At 73.8% G+C, this 18,186-nt stretch carries 14 protein-coding genes; 11 read left to right on the top strand and 3 right to left on the bottom strand.

Going from position 1 to position 18,186, the window contains the following annotated elements:
* Positions 1-44 precede the first annotated feature (44 nt).
* The 5 genes from AC3IX6_RS13850 (at position 45) to sucD (ending at position 7,171) form a co-directional block, all read left to right on the top strand.
* Positions 45-1,151, top strand: coding sequence for an ATP-binding protein (locus AC3IX6_RS13850; RefSeq protein WP_489370421.1), 1,107 nt, complete (start codon positions 45-47; stop codon positions 1,149-1,151).
* The gene (locus tag AC3IX6_RS13845) at positions 1,148-3,451 is read left to right on the top strand and encodes a DUF5682 family protein (protein WP_489370420.1); all 2,304 of its coding nucleotides are present in this window, start codon (positions 1,148-1,150) and stop codon (positions 3,449-3,451) included. Before AC3IX6_RS13850 ends, AC3IX6_RS13845 begins: the two co-directional genes overlap by 4 nt.
* A gap of 139 nt (positions 3,452-3,590) precedes the next feature.
* On the top strand, positions 3,591-4,751 hold the full coding sequence (locus AC3IX6_RS13840; RefSeq protein ID WP_489370419.1) for a VWA domain-containing protein: 1,161 nt from the start codon (positions 3,591-3,593) through the stop codon (positions 4,749-4,751).
* 329 nt (positions 4,752-5,080) lie between these two features.
* A complete protein-coding gene (sucC, locus tag AC3IX6_RS13835; protein WP_371617503.1) occupies positions 5,081-6,259 on the top strand; it encodes an ADP-forming succinate--CoA ligase subunit beta in 1,179 nt (392 codons plus the stop codon).
* 21 nt (positions 6,260-6,280) lie between these two features.
* A complete protein-coding gene (gene sucD, locus AC3IX6_RS13830) occupies positions 6,281-7,171 on the top strand; it encodes a succinate--CoA ligase subunit alpha (protein WP_250744076.1) in 891 nt (296 codons plus the stop codon).
* Positions 7,172-7,298: 127 nt separating this feature from the next.
* Here sucD and AC3IX6_RS13825 read toward each other — a convergent pair whose 3' ends face one another.
* Entirely contained in the window at positions 7,299-9,431 is a 2,133-nt protein-coding gene (locus tag AC3IX6_RS13825) for a helix-turn-helix domain-containing protein (protein ID WP_489370418.1), read from the bottom strand.
* Between the two features lie 119 nt (positions 9,432-9,550).
* On the opposite strand from AC3IX6_RS13825, the gene AC3IX6_RS13820 reads away from it, so the two are divergent.
* The gene (locus AC3IX6_RS13820; protein WP_489370417.1) at positions 9,551-11,317 is read left to right on the top strand and encodes a cell division protein PerM; all 1,767 of its coding nucleotides are present in this window, start codon (positions 9,551-9,553) and stop codon (positions 11,315-11,317) included.
* 18 nt (positions 11,318-11,335) lie between these two features.
* Here the strand turns inward: AC3IX6_RS13820 and AC3IX6_RS13815 are convergent, their stop codons facing one another.
* Entirely contained in the window at positions 11,336-12,025 is a 690-nt protein-coding gene (locus AC3IX6_RS13815; RefSeq protein ID WP_489370416.1) for a hypothetical protein, read from the bottom strand.
* Between the two features lie 262 nt (positions 12,026-12,287).
* Between AC3IX6_RS13815 and purN the strand changes: the two genes are divergently transcribed.
* Together purN and purH are read left to right on the top strand one after the other, a co-directional pair.
* Entirely contained in the window at positions 12,288-12,911 is a 624-nt protein-coding gene (gene purN / locus AC3IX6_RS13810; RefSeq protein ID WP_266880691.1) for a phosphoribosylglycinamide formyltransferase, read from the top strand.
* A 32-nt stretch (positions 12,912-12,943) separates the two neighbouring features.
* Positions 12,944-14,524 (top strand): bifunctional phosphoribosylaminoimidazolecarboxamide formyltransferase/IMP cyclohydrolase, encoded by a 1,581-nt coding sequence (gene purH, locus AC3IX6_RS13805; protein WP_489370414.1) that lies wholly within the window; start codon positions 12,944-12,946, stop codon positions 14,522-14,524.
* Between the two features lie 127 nt (positions 14,525-14,651).
* Here the strand turns inward: purH and AC3IX6_RS13800 are convergent, their stop codons facing one another.
* A complete protein-coding gene (locus tag AC3IX6_RS13800; protein ID WP_489370413.1) occupies positions 14,652-15,287 on the bottom strand; it encodes an Asp23/Gls24 family envelope stress response protein in 636 nt (211 codons plus the stop codon).
* Positions 15,288-15,541: 254 nt separating this feature from the next.
* Here AC3IX6_RS13800 and AC3IX6_RS13795 point away from each other — a divergent pair, with 254 nt between their 5' ends.
* From AC3IX6_RS13795 to AC3IX6_RS13785, 3 genes are all read left to right on the top strand, one after another.
* Positions 15,542-16,405 (top strand): bifunctional methylenetetrahydrofolate dehydrogenase/methenyltetrahydrofolate cyclohydrolase, encoded by an 864-nt coding sequence (locus AC3IX6_RS13795; protein ID WP_254382492.1) that lies wholly within the window; start codon positions 15,542-15,544, stop codon positions 16,403-16,405.
* A complete protein-coding gene (locus tag AC3IX6_RS13790; RefSeq protein ID WP_489370412.1) occupies positions 16,395-16,970 on the top strand; it encodes a DUF3017 domain-containing protein in 576 nt (191 codons plus the stop codon). The genes AC3IX6_RS13795 and AC3IX6_RS13790 overlap by 11 nt, the downstream gene beginning before the upstream one ends.
* 190 nt (positions 16,971-17,160) lie before the next feature.
* Entirely contained in the window at positions 17,161-18,150 is a 990-nt protein-coding gene (locus AC3IX6_RS13785) for a malate dehydrogenase (RefSeq protein WP_489370411.1), read from the top strand.
* The last annotated feature ends 36 nt before the right edge of the window (positions 18,151-18,186 follow it).

Here is an 18,186-nt window from a genome sequence, read left to right as displayed (position 1 = left end):
GTTCCAGCAGTCGTCAAGCGGCTGCGGAGCATTGGAGGGGGACCATGGCCACGACCGGGAACGAGACCACCGCAGAGGCGCTGCGACCGCACGCCGAAGACGCCTTCGCGCACGAACTGAAAGCCCTGGCGGCCGCCGACGACCGGCCCCGCCCGGCCCGCTGGAAACTCTCTCCGTGGGCCGTGGCCACCTACCTGCAGGGCGGCACGCTCGCGGACGGCACCGTCATCACACCCAAGTACGTCGGCCCGCGCCGGATCGTCGAAGTCGCCGTCACCACCCTCGCCACCGACCGCGCGCTGCTGCTCCTCGGCGTGCCCGGCACCGCCAAGACCTGGGTGTCCGAGCACCTCGCCGCCGCCGTCAGCGGAGACTCCACCCTCCTCGTCCAGGGCACCGCCGGCACCCCGGAGGAGGCCATCCGCTACGGCTGGAACTACGCCCGCCTCCTCGCCCACGGCCCGAGCCGCGAAGCGCTCGTACCGAGCCCGGTCATGCGGGCCATGGCCGAGGGCATGACCGCCCGCGTCGAGGAGCTCACCCGGATCCCCGCCGACGTCCAGGACACCCTCATCACCGTCCTGTCCGAGAAGACGCTCCCGATACCGGAACTCGGCCAGGAGGTGCAGGCCGTGCGCGGCTTCAACCTCATCGCCACCGCCAACGACCGCGACCGCGGGGTCAACGAACTCTCCAGCGCGCTGCGCCGACGCTTCAACACCGTCGTCCTGCCGCTGCCCGCCACCGCCGACGCCGAGGTCGACATCGTCGCCCGCCGCGTCGACCAGATGGGCCGCGCCCTGGACCTGCCCGCCGCCCCGGAGGGCCTGGAGGAGATCCGCCGGGTGGTCACCGTCTTCCGCGAGCTGCGCGCCGGAGTCACCGACGACGGGCGCACGAAGGTCAAGTCGCCCAGCGGCACCCTGTCCACGGCCGAGGCCATCTCCGTGGTCACCGGCGGCCTCGCCCTGGCCGCCCACTTCGGGGACGGCGTGCTGCGCCCCTCCGACGTGGCGGCGGGGATCCTCGGAGCCGTCGTCCGGGACCCGGCCGCCGACCAGGTCGTCTGGCAGGAGTACCTGGAGGCCGTGGTCCGCGAGCGCGACGGCTGGAAGGACTTCTACCGGGCCTGCCGGGAGGTGACGGCATGAGCCCGGGGACGGCCGGCAAGGACGCCACGGGACCCCTGATGCTGGGCGTACGGCACCACGGGCCCGGCTCGGCCCGTGCGGTGCGGGCCGCCCTGGACGCGGCCCGGCCCGCGGCGGTGCTGATCGAGGGGCCGCCGGAGGGGGACGCCCTGCTCACGCTGGCCGCGGACCCGGGGATGCGGCCCCCCGTCGCCCTGCTCGCCCACGCGGCCGACGACCCCGGCCGGGCCGCGTTCTGGCCGCTGGCCGGCTTCTCCCCGGAATGGTCCGCCATCCGGTGGGCGCAGGAGCGGGACGTGCCGGTGCGGTTCATCGACCTCCCGGCCGCGCACTCGCTGGCCGCGGCGGAGGCCCAGGGCGATGAGGACGCGGGGGAGGCGGCGCCCGGGTCCGTACGGCTGGACCCGCTGGCCGTGCTGGCCGAGACCGCCGGGTACGAGGACCCCGAGCGGTGGTGGGAGGACGTGGTCGAGCACCGCGGCGGGTCCGGACCGGCCGCCGACCCGCTGGCCGCGTTCGAGGCGCTGGGGGAGGCCATGGGCGCCCTGCGCGAGGCGTACGGAGCGGGCGGCCACCACCGGGACCTGGTGCGCGAGGCGTACATGCGGCAGCGGATGCGGGCCGCACGCCGGGAGTTCGGCGACGCCTACGCCGTGGTCTGCGGGGCCTGGCACGTCCCGGCGCTGCGGGCGAAGACCACCGCGGCCGCGGACAGGGCGCTCCTCACCGGGCTCCCCAAGGTCAAGGTGGAGACCACCTGGGTGCCCTGGACCCACCGGCGCCTCGCCCGGGCCGGAGGGTACGGCGCGGGCATCACCTCGCCCGGCTGGTACGCACACCTCTTCGAGGCCCGGGACCGCCCCGTCGAGCGCTGGCTGACCAAGGTCGCGGGCCTGCTCCGCGAGGAGGACCGGCAGGTGTCCCCGGCCCACGTCATCGAAGCGGTCCGGCTCGCCGACACCCTGGCCGCGATGCGGGGCCGGCCCGTGCCGGGACTGACGGAGACCCTGGAAGCGGTCCGGGCCGTGATGTGCGACGGCTCCGACATACCGCTCGCGCTGATCGAGGACCGGCTCGTCGTCGGGGACGTGCTCGGCGAAGTCCCCGACGCGGCGCCCGTCGTACCGCTCCAGCGGGACCTGACCCGGCAGCAGCGCACGCTGCGGCTCAAGCCCGAGGCGCAGGACCGGGAGCTGGAGCTCGACCTGCGCAAGGACACCGACGCGGCCAAGTCCCTACTGCTGCACCGGCTGCGGCTGCTCGGCATCGACTGGGGCGTCCCGACGGTCTCCCGGGGAAGCACGGGCACCTTCCGCGAGACCTGGCGGCTCCGCTGGGAGCCGGAGCTCGCGGTACGGGTGGCCGAAGCCGGCATCTGGGGGACCACCGTCCTCGGGGCGGCCACCGCCCGCGCCGAGGCCGACGCGGCGGGCACCGGGGAACTGGGCGAGGTCACCGCCCTGGCGGAGCGGTGCCTGCTCGCCGGGCTCTCCGGGGCGCTGCCCGCCGTACTGCGGGCCCTCGCCGACCGGGCGGCGCTGGACACCGATGTGGCGGGCCTGGCCAAGGCGCTGCCCGCGCTGGCCCGTTCGCTGCGGTACGGGGACGTACGGGGCACCGACGCGGCCGCGCTGGCGACGGTGGCGGCCGGGCTCGCGGAGCGGATATGCGTGGCGCTGCCGCCCGCCTGCGCGGCGGGGCTGGACGCCGACGCGGCGGAGGAGCTGCGGGGGCACGTGGACGGCGTGCACGGCGCCGTCGGGCTGCTGGAGGGGCTGGACTCCGACGGGCTGCGGGAGCGCTGGGCGGCGGTGCTGCGGACCCTGGCCGGGCGGGACACCGTCCCCGGGCTGATCCGCGGGCGGGCGGCACGGCTGCTGCTCGACGACGGGCGGCTGTCCCCCGAGGAGACCGCGCGGCTGATGGGGCTCTCGCTGTCCCCGGCGTGCGCGCCGGCCGACGCGGCGGGCTGGATCGAGGGGTTCGCGGGCGGGGCCTCGGGCGGGGGGACGCTGCTGGTGCACGACGAGCGGCTGCTGGGGCTGATCGACGGCTGGCTGGTGTCGGTGCCGGAGCGGGCGTTCGTCGATGTGCTGCCGCTCCTGCGGAGGACCTTCGGTGGGTTCGAGGCGGGGGTGCGGCGGAGTCTGGGGGAGCTGGTGCGGCGGGGGCCGGGTCGGGGGCCGGCCGGGGTGGGGGCCGGGGTGGTGGTGGCCGGCTTCGGGGCGGAGCTGGACGTGGAGCGGGCGGATGCGGTGGTGGACCTGGTCCACCTGTTGCTGGCGGGGGCGCCTGGATGAGGGGCCCTGGCGGGGTCCCGGGCCCGGCGCGGGCGGGCTGCCCCGTGCAGCGGCAAGGGTGCTGCGGGGAGGTTGCCCCGTGCGGTGGTAGCGGTGGGTGGGGGCGGGCGGTAGTGGGTCGAGAGCGGGAGGTTGGCAGATGGTTGGGGCAGAGGTGGGGGACGGCGGTGCCGAGCGGTTGCGGCGGTGGCGGATGGTGCTGGGTGGGGGAGAGGGGGAGGGGACCGGGGTGGCGTTGAGTGGGGTGGACGCCGGGATGGATGCCGCGCTCGGGGCGCTCTACGGGGCCGAGGGGGGCAGACCCAAGCGGGCCGGGGAGCGGTCGGCCGGGCTCGGCGGGTCCGCGCCCCAGGTGGCGCGCTGGCTCGGGGACATCCGGACGTACTTCCCCACCTCCGTGGTGCAGGTCATGCAGCGGGACGCGATCCAGCGCCTCGGCCTGTCCGCGTTGCTGCTGGAGCCCGAGATGCTGGAGGCGGTGGAGCCGGACGTGCACCTCGTCGGCACCCTGCTCTCCCTCAACAAGGCCATGCCCGAGACGACGAGGGAGACCGCCCGCGCCGTCGTGCGCAAGGTGGTCGAGCAGGTGGAGAAGCGGCTCGCGAGCCGGACGCGGGCCACGCTGACGGGCGCGCTCGACCGGTCCGCCCGGGTCAGCCGGCCGCGGCACGCGGACATCGACTGGGACCGGACCATCCGGGCGAACCTGAAGAACTATCTGCCCGAGTACCGGACCGTCGTTCCCGAGCGGCTGGTCGGGTACGGCCGCGCCGCGCGGGCGGTGAAGAAGGAGGTCGTGCTGTGCATCGACCAGTCGGGTTCGATGGCGGCCTCCGTCGTCTACGCCTCCGTCTTCGGGGCGGTGCTGGCCTCGATGCGGTCCCTCGCGACCCGGCTGGTCGTGTTCGACACCGCGGTGGTCGATCTGACGGACCTGCTCGACGATCCCGTCGACGTGCTCTTCGGCACCCAGCTCGGCGGCGGCACCGACATCAACCGTGCGCTCGCCTACTGCCAGTCGAAGATCGCCCGCCCCGCCGACACCGTCGTCGTCCTCATCAGTGATCTCTATGAGGGCGGCATACGCGACGAGATGCTGAAGCGGGTCGCGGCCATGAAGGCGGCGGGGGTGGAGTTCGTGGCGCTGCTCGCGCTGTCCGACGAGGGTGCGCCCGCCTACGACCGGGAGCACGCCGCCGCCCTCGCCGCACTCGGCGCCCCGGCCTTCGCCTGCACTCCCGACCTGTTCCCGGAGGTGATGGCCGCGGCGCTGGAGAAGCGGCCCCTGCCCGTCCCGTGACCCGGCGGGCAGCGCGGGGGACCGTCGTCGCGCCGCCCGAGCGGAGCCCCGTAGGAGAGCCTTCGCGGCGGTGGTACATCGGCGGATCGCACGAAGATGCAGTTCAACCGTGAGGCGATCTGTGACAGGTATCACCGCTCAGGTGTGATCTGCGATTTAGGGACCTACGTCCCACGGGGATAACCTGCGGGACGGACATGCCGCGTCCACGGTCACCGTGTGCGCCTTCCTTGTGACAGCGCCGTCACGTTGCCCTCCGCGGCACGCCCACGCAGATAGCAGACAACCGCGAATCACTGCGAATCTTTGAAGACAAGGGACGGACGCGCGTGGACCTGTTCGAGTACCAGGCGAGGGACCTCTTCGCCAAGCACGGTGTACCGGTGCTGGCCGGTGAAGTCATCGACACGCCTGAGGCAGCCCGCGAGGCCACCGAGCGCATGGGTGGCAAGTCGGTCGTCAAGGCGCAGGTGAAGGTCGGCGGCCGCGGCAAGGCCGGCGGCGTGAAGCTCGCCGCCACCCCGGACGAGGCAGTCGCCCGGGCGACGGACATCCTCGGGATGGACATCAAGGGCCACACGGTCCACAAGGTGATGATCGCCGAGACGGCTCCCGAGATTCTCGAGGAGTACTACGTTTCGTACCTCCTCGACCGCACCAACCGCACCTTCCTGGCCATGGCCTCGGTCGCGGGCGGCATGGACATCGAGCAGGTCGCCGAGGAGACCCCGGAGAAGCTCGCCAAGGTCCCGGTGAACGCCAACGAGGGCGTGACCATCGAGAAGGCCCGCGAGATCGTCGCGCTGGCGCAGTTCCCGGCCGAGGTTGCCGAGAAGGTCGCCGAGGTCCTCGTGACCCTGTGGGCGACCTTCATCGCCGAGGACGCGCTCCTCGTCGAGGTCAACCCGCTCGCGAAGGTCGCCAACGGCGACGTCATCGCGCTCGACGGCAAGGTCTCGCTCGACGAGAACGCCGAGTTCCGCCAGCCGGGCCACGAGGAGTTCGTGGACCACGCTGCCGCGAACCCGCTCGAGGCCGCCGCCAAGGCGAAGAACCTCAACTACGTGAAGCTCGACGGCGAGGTCGGCATCATCGGCAACGGCGCGGGTCTCGTCATGAGCACCCTCGACGTCGTCGCGTACGCCGGCGAGAACCACGGTGGGGTCAAGCCCGCCAACTTCCTGGACATCGGCGGTGGCGCCTCCGCCGCCGTCATGGCCAACGGTCTCGAGATCATCCTCGGCGACCCGGACGTCAAGTCCGTCTTCGTCAACGTCTTCGGTGGCATCACCGCGTGCGACGAGGTCGCCAACGGCATCGTCCAGGCGCTGCAGCTGCTCGAGGACAAGGGCGAGGCGGTCACCAAGCCGCTGGTCGTCCGCCTCGACGGCAACAACGCCGAGCTGGGTCGCAAGATCCTCTCGGACGCCAACCACCCGCTGGTTCAGCGCGTGGACACCATGGACGGCGCGGCCGACAAGGCCGCCGAGCTCGCGGCTGCGAAGTAAGGGCAGAGGTCACAGACTCACATGGCTATCTTCCTCAACAAGGACAGCAAGGTCATCGTCCAGGGCATGACCGGTGCCACGGGCATGAAGCACACCAAGCTGATGCTGGCTGACGGCACCAACATCGTCGGCGGCGTGAACCCGCGCAAGGCCGGCACCACCGTCGACTTCGACGGCACCGAGGTCCCGGTCTTCGGCTCCGTCGCCGAGGCGATGGAGAAGACGGGCGCCAACGTCTCCGTCCTCTTCGTCCCGCCGGCGTTCGCCAAGTCCGCCGTGGTCGAGGCGATCGACGCCGAGATCCCGCTGGCCGTCGTCATCACCGAGGGCATCGCGGTGCACGACTCCGCCGCCTTCTGGTCGTACGCGTCCAGCAAGGGCAACAAGACGCGGATCATCGGCCCGAACTGCCCGGGTCTGATCACCCCCGGCCAGTCCAACGCCGGCATCATCCCGGGCGACATCACCAAGCCCGGCCGCATCGGTCTCGTGTCCAAGTCGGGCACGCTGACCTACCAGATGATGTACGAGCTCCGTGACATCGGCTTCTCCTCCGCCGTCGGCATCGGTGGCGACCCGGTCATCGGCACCACGCACATCGACGCCCTCGAGGCGTTCGAGGCGGACCCCGACACCGACCTGATCGTCATGATCGGCGAGATCGGCGGCGACGCCGAGGAGCGTGCGGCGGACTTCATCGCGAAGAACGTCACCAAGCCGGTCGTCGGCTACGTCGCGGGCTTCACCGCCCCCGAGGGCAAGACCATGGGTCACGCCGGTGCGATCGTCTCCGGTTCTTCTGGCACCGCACAGGCCAAGAAGGAAGCCCTGGAGGCCGCGGGCGTGAAGGTCGGCAAGACGCCGACCGAGACCGCGAAGCTGGCGCGCGAGATCCTGAACGCCGCGCAGTAAGCAGTAAGTAGTAGGCAGTAGGTAGTAAGCAGCCGGCTTCGGCTGTGCGTGCAGACGGGCGTGGCCCGCACCCTGGGAGGGGTGCGGGCCACGCCCGTTTTCGTCCGCTCGGGCGCCCGCCGTACGGCTATTCGAGGCTCGGCGCGATTCGGGAGGGGCCGGCCGACGGATCGGACAGCAGCTTGTCGTGGAGCTGCCGGCCCTCGTCCGTGAGCTGCTGCGGGCCGCTGTGCGGGGGGACGCCCGACACGCTCGCGCCGGGGGCGCGCGGAGGCTCGTACTCGGTCGGGGCGGTCACCCAGGTGTAGGCCGTCGCCGCGGCGATGACGGCCGTCACCCCGACCACGGCACGCGTCCACAGCCGGTTGCGGTGCTCGCCGGCCACCCGTACGGCGGCTGCCGCGCGCGGCTCCAGCAGGACGGAGGGCCGCAGCGCGCCGAGCCGCTCGCGCAGCACCGCGGACTGCCTCGCGGGCGCCACGCCGTCCAGTTCGGGGAGCTCGTCGGCGAGGTCGGCGTGCGCGTTGACGAGCCGGCGGCCGGCGGTCGGCGTGGACGCCTCGGTCTCGGCGGCGGTGTCGGGGAGGTCCAGCCCGACGCCGTCGTAGAGCAGCACGGTGCGGCGGTGGGCCGGAGGCAGCGCGAGCATCGCGTCCAGGAGGACGCGGTCCGCGGGGTCGGCCGGGGGCTCGTCGGGGTGCCGGTGGGCCCGCCGGAACCGGTGCCACGGGGAGAGCGCGTACTCGTACGCCGCCGCGCGCACCCACCCGACCGGATCGGGGTCGGTGGCCACCTCGGGCCAGCGGTCCCAGGCCTGCTGGAAGGCGCGTTCCACGGCCTCGCAGGAGAGGGCCCGGCGGCCGGTGAGGAGGTAGGCCTGGCGGGCCAGGGCGGGGGCGGTGCGGTCGTAGAGGGCGTCGAAGGCGGAGATCGCCGACGCCGTCGGCGCGGTGTCCTCGCCGGAGGCGTCCTCGGGGGCGGTACGGGCCTCCGCCGCCGGGCCGCCCGGCTCGCCGGGGTCTGCCTCGGCGTCGGCCGGTCCGGTGGCCTTGCCGGCCGGTGCGGAGTCCGGCGCGGCCTGCGGCGCCGCGTCCGACGCGGCGTCAAGGCCGGTGGCCTTCACCGCTGCTGACGCGGGGTCCGAGCCGGCACCCGGCCCGGTGCCCGGCCCGGTGGTGCTCGTCCGGGTGGCGGCTTCGGCGCCCGCTCCGGCGGGGTTCGCGGTGCCCGGCGTGGTGCCCGGCGCGGCGGCCTTGCCTGCGGAGCGTGACGCGGAGTGCGCCCCGGCGCCCGTACCGGTGTCCGTACCCGTGTCCGTACCCGTGTCCGTACCGGCGCCCGCGGGGAGGGGGCTGCCGGGCCGGAGGGCTGCGCGGCCGCCTCCGCCGTGGCCGCCGCCCACGGCGGCCCCGGCCTTGACGGTGGGCTTGGCCTCGTGCCGGGGCATCCCGACGGGGGGCTTCGCGGCGCGCTTGACGGCGGCCTTGGGCCGGGTCTGCGCGCCGACGGGCCGGGCGAGTCCGCGCATCATGCGCAGCCCGAACCGGCCCTCGGGGGCGTCGGCGGCTGACGCCGCGTCCGCGTCCGTGGGCGTGGCGCCGGTTGCTGCGCCAGTGGCCTCCGCCGCGTCCTGCGCGGCCCCGTCGACCCGGCTGCCGGGTGCGGTGCCCGGGGCTGACGCGGCGTCCGCGTCCGCCCCGGCGGGGCCGGTTGCGGGGGAGGCGCCGAGGGGTGACGCGCCGAGGGCCGACGCGCCGGCGACGGGCGCCCCGGCCTGTCGTGCGGCGGTGCCGTTGGCCCAGGCGGGCCGCATGGGCGGGGCGGGCGTGCCGTCGGCGACCGCTGCCGTGCCGGTGCCGTCCGGACGGCCGGCGCGGTCCGGGCCGCCCGCGGGGGCTGCCGCGGCGGAACCCGCGGCCGTGCCCTTGCCGCGGTCCGGACCCGCTGCGGGGGCTGCGGCGGCTACGGCGCCGGAACCCCGGCCCGGGCCGTCCGGGGAGGCCGAGCCGTCGGCCCGGGCCGTGGGGCCCGAGGGGGCGGAGCCGGGGGATTCGTCCGCCGAGAGCCGGGTCAGGAGCTTGGAGTAGGCCTCCAGTTTGCGGCCCCGGGGGTGGGTGCGGCCGGTCTCCCAGGAGCGGACCGTGTTCGAGGTGACGCCCACTGCCGCCGCGACCTCTTCGTGCGTCAGATCGGCCGCTTCGCGCAGGCGTCGGCGTTCCTTCGGGGTGGGGAGGCCCAGCTCCGTGACGCTTTGTGTCATGCCAGACTCCCCGCGACCCGGACGCCCTGACCGAAAAAGTACATAAACGTATATTGAGCGACACCACGGTCATTCGCCTGTTACCCGCCCATAGCGCGTGTCGTTGGCACCATGGCGGGGTGACCCAAGTGACCGAACGCGGGACCTCGTTGCCCACGCCCCCAAGGGCCCCCGTACGGCGCCGTTCACCGGCGGCCGCCGCGTGTGTCGTGGGTGGCGCCGTCGCCGCAGTACTGGGGCTCGGCTTCCTCGCCGTGCTCGTCATCGTGCTGTGGATCAGCTCCCCCTACCCCGACAGCGGCCCCGGCGGCGCCCTGCACCTCGCCGCGGGCCTCTGGCTGCTCGCCCACGGCACCGAACTCGTCCGCTACGAGACCCTCTCCGGGGTGCCCGCCCCCGTCGGCCTGACCCCGTTGCTGCTGGTGGCCCTGCCCGCGCTGCTCATCCGGCGGGCCGCCCGGCTGGGCAGCGCCGCGCAGGAGGACCGGGGCGCGGAGCCGCTGCCCGCGGGCGTGGTGTTCTCCGCCGTGCTCTGCGGCTACCTCGGGGTCGGCGCCCTGGCCGTCGTCTACGCCGCCGCCGGGCCGATGCCCGCCGACCCGCTCAGCGCGGCCCGGCACCTCCCGGCCGTCGCCGCCCTCGCCGCCGCGGGCGGGGTCTGGGAGTCCCGGGGAAGACCGCTCGGGCAGCTGCCCGGCCGGTTCGCCCGGCCCCGCTACGCCCTCGCGCTGCGGGCCGGCGCAGCCGGGGTGCTGGTGCTCCTCGGCGGCGGAGCCCTGCTGGTCGGCGCCTCGCTGGCCTGGCACGGGCCGGAGGTGCAGGGCTCCTTCGCGGCGCTGACCGGGGTCTGGTCGGGCCGCTTCGCGGTGCTGCTGCTGGCCCTCGCGCTGATCCCGAACGCCGTCGTCTGGGGCGCCTCCTACGCCCTCGGTCCCGGCTTCGCGCTGGGCACCGGAGCCGCCGCGAGCCCGCTCGGCTTCGACGGCTCGCCCGCGCTGCCGGGCTTCCCGCTGCTCGCGGGGCTTCCCGCGGAGGGCCCCGGCACGCCGCTGACCTGGGCCGTCGGCGCGGTGCCGGTGGTGGCCGGGCTGGCGGTGGGCTGGTTCGCGGTACGCCGGGCGCGCGACGTCTCGTACGGGGAGACCGCGCTCACGGCGGCGCTGGGCGCCCTGGTGTGCGCCCTGGCGACGGCCGCTCTCGCCGCGGCTTCGGCGGGGCCGCTCGGATCCCGGGAGCTGGCCGCCTTCGGCCCCGCGTGGTGGCAGGCGGGCGGGGCGGCCCTGGGCTGGACCCTGGTGCTCGCGGTCCCGCTGGCCGTCACCGTGCACGCCTGGCGGAACAGGCCCGCGAAGGGCCTGGCCGGCGAGGGCTCCGAGGACGGCTGGCACGACAGCGGCGTGCGCGAGGTCCGCTGGGCGGCCCTGCGCCGTGCGGCGGGCACCCTGATCCCCGACTTCTCCGGCACCCCGGAGGAGGGCGACGGGCCGCCCCCGGCCCGGGTCGCGGAGGAAGGGGCCCGGCCGGCGTCCGTACCGCCGAAGCGTCCCGTGCTGGTCATGCCGGGCCTCAAGCTGGACCTGACCCCGATCCCGCTCCCCGCGCTGCCCGCGGAGCCGCCACCGGCGAGGACGCTCACGCCCGCACCCGGGCCGGGGGCCCTCGTGGCGGGCGGATCGCCGCTGCCGGAGCCCCCGAGCCCGACCCCGCTCGCCCCGCCGGTGACCGGAGTCCGCGTACTGACCCGCCGGAAGCCGGAAACGGAAGCGGGACCCGAAACGCGACCGGCGGTCGAAACGGCAGCGGCACCGGCAGCGGCACCGGAAACGGGCCCCGGCCAGGCCGAAGAGGCCGAACGGACCGAACCGGAGGCCGCCCGGATCGACTAGCCGGCTCCTACCGCTCGGCTACCGCTGGACCTCGAGCATCTTGCCGATGAAGTTGTCCGGCAGCAGGTCGTTGCACTGCAGCTCGGCCGGCTTGGTGAGGGCGTCCTGCTTGCAGACGTGGAAGTCCTTGTACGTGAGCTGCACCGCGTACGAGGACAGCGCGAGCAGGATCGCCAGCGAGGCGGTCACCAGCCCGCTCGCCGCCGCCGTCCGCTGGGGCCGGGCGGCGGCGCCCAGCGCCGCCAGTCCACCCCGGGCCGTGCCGGCAGCCGCACCGGCCTGCGCGTCGGTGACCGCACCGCGGCCCGTCCCCGTACCCACGTCCGCCGCCGAGGCGCCCGTGGTGCGCGGCGCGTCCTGCGCCCCGTCCCCGGACGGCTTCGCCGGGACCCCGCGCAGCGCGCTGATCCCCCAGTACAGGGCGAGCGCGCCCAGCAGCAGCCCCATCGACGGGATGCCGAAGACCCCGAAGAAGAAGCCCCACATGCCGGCCAGCAGCGCGTACCGCGCCCGCCGCTGGATCGGGTCCGTGGGGTCCCAGCGAGCCGGTCCCGATCCGGGGTCCGCGCCAGGTCCCGACCCGGGCTTCTGCGGGTCGCCGCCGTCACCGCCGGCGCGCGGCTCCCAGAGCTGGTCGGGCCGGCCTTCCGGGGGCGCCGCGAAGGGGTTGTCGTCGGTCGAGCGGTCGGGCTGGGGGCGGTCCGGCATCGGGTGTGTTTCATCCCCTGTGTCGTGGACGCCGCTGGGACGTCCGAGGCCTGTTTACGGCGTGTACGCCAGACGCTACCGCCCACCCGTCCCCCCGTCCCTCGGGGGCCGTCCGGTGTGCCGGTATCGTTGCAGGCGGTCGGTGGCTTCGTATGGTCCCCCGTATCTCGGGGACCCCAAGTTTCATGCGATCGCACAAGACGAACGACGCGCCCCCGGTTCACGCCGGGAGGCGCCCCCGCTCGACGAGAAAGGGCCTCCCATGGCCGCCTCCCGCCTGGTCGTGCTGGTCTCCGGATCCGGCACCAACCTCCAGGCCCTGCTCGACGCCATCGACGCCCACCCCGGCGGACCCGAGGGCTTCGGCGCCGAAGTCGTCGCCGTGGGAGCCGACCGCGAGAACATCGCCGGCCTGGAGCGCGCCGAGAAGGCCGGGATCCCCACCTTCGTGTGCCCGGTCAAGGCGTACGCGAGCCGTGCGGAGTGGGACGCCGCCCTGACGGAGGCCACCGACGCGCACGCGCCGGACCTCGTGGTCTCGGCCGGGTTCATGAAGATCGTCGGGCCGGAGTTCATCGGCCGCTTCGGCGGCCGGTTCGTCAACACCCACCCCGCCCTCCTCCCGGCCTTCCCGGGCGCCCACGGCGTACGGGACGCCCTCGCCTACGGCGCGAAGGTCACCGGCTGCACCGTCCACTTCGTGGACGCGGGCGTGGACACCGGTCCGATCATCGCCCAGGGTGTTGTCGAGATCCGGGACGAAGAGGACGAAGCCGCTCTCCATGAGCGGATCAAGGAAGTCGAGCGCGAGCTGCTCGTCGACGTCGTGGGGCGCCTGGCCCGGCACGGCTACCGCATCGAGGGACGAAAGGTAACAATCCAGTGACCGCCGCAGAGGCCGCAGGGACCGTAGAGACCGTGACCGCAGAGGGCGAGGACCTCGCCGCGTCGAAGCGCCCGATCCGGCGCGCGCTCATCAGCGTGTACGACAAGACGGGACTGGAAGAGCTGGCCCGCGGTCTGCACGAGGCGGGTGTCGCGCTCGTCTCGACCGGTTCCACCGCCTCGAAGATCGCCGCCGCCGGGGTGCCCGTCACCAAGGTCGAGGAGCTGACCGGCTTCCCCGAGTGCCTGGACGGCCGGGTCAAGACCCTGCACCCGCGCGTGCACGCCGGCATCCTCGCCGACCTGCGCCTGGAGGACCACCGCAACCAGCTCGCCGAGCTGGGCGTCGAGCCCTTCGACCTGGTGATCGTCAACCTCTACCCCTTCCTCGCGACGGTCCGGTCGGGCGCGACCGAGGACGAGTGCGTGGAGCAGATCGACATCGGCGGCCCCTCGATGGTCCGCGCCGCCGCCAAGAACCACCCCTCGGTGGCCGTGGTCACCAGCCCGGCGCGCTACGACGCCGTGATCGCCGCCGCCCAGGGCGGCGGTTTCGACCTCACCGCCCGCAAGCGGCTCGCGGCCGAGGCCTTCCAGCACACCGCCGCGTACGACGTGGCCGTGGCCTCCTGGTTCACGAACGCGTACGCCCCCGAGCCGGAGGCCGTGCTGCCCGAGTTCCTGGCCGGTGCCTGGGAGCGCAAGTCCACCCTCCGCTACGGCGAGAACCCGCACCAGGCGGCCGCGCTGTACACGGACGGGCAGCCGGGCGGGCTCGCCAACGCCGAGCAGCTGCACGGCAAGGAGATGTCCTACAACAACTACGTGGACACCGACGCGGCCCGCCGCGCCGCCTACGACCACGAAGAGCCCTGCGTCGCGATCATCAAGCACGCCAACCCGTGCGGCATCGCCGTGGGCAAGGACGTCGCCGAGGCCCACCGCAAGGCGCACGCCTGCGACACGGCCTCCGCCTTCGGCGGGGTCATCGCCGTCAACCGCCCGGTGAGCGTCGAGCTCGCCGAGCAGGTCGCGGAGATCTTCACCGAGGTCATCGTCGCCCCCGACTTCGAGCCGGGCGCCGTCGAGGTCCTGGCGAAGAAGAAGAACATCCGCGTGCTGAAGGTGGCGGGCACCCCGCACCAGCCGGCCGAGCTGAAGCCGATCTCCGGCGGCGTGCTGCTCCAGCAGAGCGACCTCGTCCAGGCCGAGGGCGACGACCCGGCCAACTGGACGCTCGCCACCGGCGAGGCCCTCTCCGCCGACGAGCTCGCCGACCTCGCCTTCGCGTGGAAGGCCTGCCGCGCCGTGAAGTCCAACGCGATCCTGCTCGCCAAGGACGGCGCCTCGGTCGGCGTCGGCATGGGCCAGGTCAACCGCGTCGACTCCGCGAAGCTGGCCGTCGAGCGGGCGGGCGCCGAGCGCGCGCAGGGCTCGTACGCCGCCTCCGACGCCTTCTTCCCCTTCGCGGACGGCCTGGAGATCCTGACGGCCGCCGGCATCAAGGCCGTGGTCCAGCCGGGCGGTTCGATGCGCGACGAGCTGGTCATCGAGGCCGCGAAGGCGGCGGGCGTGACCATGTACCTCACGGGGACCCGGCACTTCTTCCACTGAGCCACCGAGTCACCGAGTCGCCGAGTCCGGCACTCACCCGCACACGGCGAAGGCCGCCCACCGCAGCAGTGCGGTGGGCGGCCTTCGCCGTGTCCTGCGTCTTAGTGCTGCCTATCAGTACTGCGTATTAGTACTGGGGGCGGCGGAAGTATTCGCCCGCGGCCGAGTTGGCCAGGCCGATGAGGATCCACAGGCCCAGGCCGAGCGAGACCAGGGCGGGGATCATCGAGAGCAGCAGCGGGGCGCCGCCGGACTCGTGCAGGCCGCTGAGCGTCACGATGTTGATGATCAGGCTGGCCACGGCGAAGAAGGTCTGGAGCGACCCGAAGATAATGCCGGAGACGCGCACGCCGCCGCGGCCCTTGCCGAGCTTCGCGGCGGTCAGGATCGGCCACAGCGAGATGCCGACGAGGACGATGCCGATGATGACGAAGAAGATGCTCAGGGCGGCGCCCGCGTCGCTCGACGAGTAGCTGGAGTCGGTGAACTCGGAGGCGAACACGGCACCGATGATCGCGACGGCCACGCCGCCGAGGGCCTGGAGGATCCCGAGGATCCAGAGGATGACCCGCGCCCCCTTGACCCCGCCCGGCATCGGCATCTGCGAGCCCGGATAGCCGGGGACGCCCGGGTAGGCCTGCTGCGGGTAGGCGTAGCCGCCCTGGGCCGGGATGCCCTGGGGGGCCTGCGGGGGGTAGCCGTAGGCGGGCTGGCCGCCCTGCGGCTGCTGCCCGTACGGGTTGTTCGGGTCGCCGAAGCTCATCTGGGGTGTTCCTCCGTGGAAGTGCGGGGACGCACGGCACGCGCGGAGGAGTCACTGCAATTCGTGCGGCCCGCCCCCCGGCACTGCCCGCGGCACTACGTTCCCCGCATCGTCGTCCGGCCGGACCGGGCTTGTCCAGCCGGGGCGCCGTCCGCCCGGCACTTGTTGTGCAAGTGCAACGAAGGCGGGACGAAGACGGCACGAAGCCGGGACGCGACTGGATCCGCGGCCGCTCCATCCGGGAGGATGGGTCCATGACTGCCCAGATTCTCGACGGCAAGGCCACCGCAGCCGCGATCAAGTCCGAACTGACCGCCCGCGTGGCGGCGCTCAAGGCCCGGGGCATCACCCCGGGCCTCGGCACCCTGCTGGTCGGCGACGACCCGGGCAGCCGCTGGTACGTCAACGGCAAGCACAAGGACTGCGCCGAGGTCGGCATCGCCTCCCTCCAGCGCGAACTGCCCGCGACGGCCTCCCAGGAGGACATCGAGGAGGTCGTTCGGGAGCTGAACGCCAACCCGGAGTGCACCGGCTACATCGTGCAACTCCCGCTCCCCAAGGGCATCGACACGAACCGCGTCCTGGAGCTCATGGACCCGGCGAAGGACGCCGACGGCCTGCACCCGATGTCACTCGGCAGGCTGGTCCTGAACGAGCCGGGCCCGCTGCCGTGCACCCCGTACGGGATCGTCCAGCTGCTGCGCCACCACGGCGTCGAGATCAACGGCGCGCACGTGGTCGTCCTCGGCCGCGGGATCACCGTCGGCCGGTCCATCGGCCTGCTGCTCACCCGCAAGTCCGAGAACGCGACCGTGACCCTGTGCCACACCGGTACCCGCGACCTGTCCGGACTGCTGCGCCAGGCGGACATCGTCGTCGCGGCGGCCGGCGTGCCGCACCTGGTCAAGCCGGAGGACGTGAAGCCGGGCGCGGCCGTGCTCGACGTCGGCGTCAGCCGCGACGAGAACGGCAAGATCGTCGGGGACGTGCACCCCGGGGTCGCGGACGTGGCCGGCTGGATCTCCCCGAACCCGGGCGGCGTCGGCCCGATGACCCGGGCGCAGCTGCTCGTCAACGTGGTCGAGGCCGCCGAGCGGGCGGTTCCCCGTGCCGGCTGAGCGTGAGCCGGAGCCCGGCGCCGTCCCCGAACCCGCCCCGTCCCCGGCTCCCGCCAGGGCCGCCGCCTCAGCCGCCTCCGCGGCCCCGCGCCCGGTTCCGAGCTGGGCCAGGAAGGGCGACGCGGACGCCGGGCGGACCCCGGTGCCCGGGCCCGAGGACACCGAGGAGGCGGACGGGGCCAGGTCGCGCCGCTTCCCCTCCGTCACCCTGGACACCGCGCGTCCCGAGGGCGGCGGCCGGGCCGCGCCCGGTGACGCGCCGGCTCCGGCCCGGCAGTGGCCGATGCTGGCCGTCCTCGCCGCGACGGCGGCCGGACTGCTGCTCACGGCGGTGGGCCATCCGCGTGGCGGCTGCCTGCTGATCGGGATCGCGATGATCGCGGGATCGGTGATGCGCCGGCTGCTGCCCTCCGTGGGCATGCTCGCGGTGCGTTCCCGCTTCACGGACATGGTCACGTACGGCCTGCTGGGCGTGGCGATCACGCTGCTCGCACTGGTGATGGAACCCAAGCCGTGGCTGGACGTTCCCTTCCTGGAGACCGCGGTCCGTTTCACGGTCCGTTAGGCCTTCGGGAGTCCCCGGGGAGGGCCCCGTGTGCCCCGCGCCACACGGGGCGGGGGATTGGGGTGCTCCAGGGTCGGATAGCCTGACGGCGGATGTCTCTTCACGTCAAGATTTACTGGGCCACGGAGCGGCGTCCTCCCAGCACATGGGGCAGGGACGCCCCACCGCCAGCTGTCTAACGGAGAAGGCCATGACCCGCACTCCCGTGAATGTCACCGTCACCGGCGCCGCCGGCCAGATCGGCTACGCGCTGCTCTTCCGCATCGCCTCCGGCCACCTGCTCGGCGCGGACGTGCCGGTCAAGCTCCGTCTTCTGGAGATCCCTCAGGGCATGAAGGCCGCCGAGGGCACCGCCATGGAGCTCGACGACTGCGCCTTCCCGCTGCTCGCCGGCATCGACATCTTCGACGACCCGAACAAGGGCTTCGAGGGTGCCAACGTCGCGCTGCTGGTCGGCGCCCGCCCGCGCACCAAGGGCATGGAGCGCGGTGACCTGCTCTCCGCCAACGGCGGCATCTTCAAGCCGCAGGGCGCCGCGATCAACGCGAACGCCGCGGACGACATCAAGGTCCTGGTCGTGGGCAACCCGGCCAACACCAACGCGCTCATCGCGCAGGCCGCCGCCCCGGACGTACCGGCCGAGCGCTTCACCGCGATGACCCGCCTGGACCACAACCGCGCGATCTCGCAGCTGGCAGCCAAGACCGGCGCCGCCGTCTCCGACATCAAGCGCCTGACCATCTGGGGCAACCACTCGGCGACCCAGTACCCGGACATCTTCCACGCGGAGATCGGCGGCAAGAACGCCGCAGAGCTGGTCAACGACCAGGCCTGGCTGTCGGACGACTTCATCCCGACCGTCGCCAAGCGCGGCGCGGCGATCATCGAGGCCCGCGGCGCGTCCTCGGCCGCCTCGGCCGCCAACGCCGCCATCGACCACGTGCACACGTGGGTCAACGGCACCGCGGCGGGCGACTGGACCTCCATGGGCATCCCGTCGGACGGCTCCTACGGCGTCCCGGAGGGCATCATCTCCTCCTTCCCGGTCACCACGAAGGACGGCCGCTACGAGATCGTCCAGGGCCTGGACATCAACGAGTTCTCCCGTGCGCGCATCGACGCGTCCGTGGCGGAGCTCGTCGAGGAGCGCGACGCGGTGCGCGAGCTCGGCCTGATCTGATCGTTTCCGTACGGCCCGGCCGCGCAGGCCCCCGTA

The sequence above is a fragment of the Streptomyces sp. GL_141 genome, from assembly GCF_057834385.1.
The sequence above is the reverse complement of the archived record's forward strand: the minus strand, read 5'-3'. Positions and strand labels throughout refer to the sequence as shown.

Bases quoted from the DNA above. Each gene is read 5' to 3' on its own strand.
- AC3IX6_RS13825 (WP_489370418.1), bottom strand. From the start codon at position 9,431: ATGACACAAAGCGTCACGGAGCTGGGCCTCCCCACCCCGAAGGAACGC.
- purN (WP_266880691.1), top strand. From the start codon at position 12,288: ATGGCCGCCTCCCGCCTGGTCGTGCTGGTCTCCGGATCCGGCACCAAC.
- AC3IX6_RS13785 (WP_489370411.1), top strand. From the start codon at position 17,161: ATGACCCGCACTCCCGTGAATGTCACCGTCACCGGCGCCGCCGGCCAG.
- AC3IX6_RS13850 (WP_489370421.1), top strand. From the start codon at position 45: ATGGCCACGACCGGGAACGAGACCACCGCAGAGGCGCTGCGACCGCAC.
- AC3IX6_RS13800 (WP_489370413.1), bottom strand. From the start codon at position 15,287: ATGAGCTTCGGCGACCCGAACAACCCGTACGGGCAGCAGCCGCAGGGC.
- AC3IX6_RS13795 (WP_254382492.1), top strand. From the start codon at position 15,542: ATGACTGCCCAGATTCTCGACGGCAAGGCCACCGCAGCCGCGATCAAG.
- AC3IX6_RS13840 (WP_489370419.1), top strand. From the start codon at position 3,591: ATGGTTGGGGCAGAGGTGGGGGACGGCGGTGCCGAGCGGTTGCGGCGG.
- AC3IX6_RS13815 (WP_489370416.1), bottom strand. From the start codon at position 12,025: ATGCCGGACCGCCCCCAGCCCGACCGCTCGACCGACGACAACCCCTTC.
- sucD (WP_250744076.1), top strand. From the start codon at position 6,281: ATGGCTATCTTCCTCAACAAGGACAGCAAGGTCATCGTCCAGGGCATG.
- AC3IX6_RS13845 (WP_489370420.1), top strand. From the start codon at position 1,148: ATGAGCCCGGGGACGGCCGGCAAGGACGCCACGGGACCCCTGATGCTG.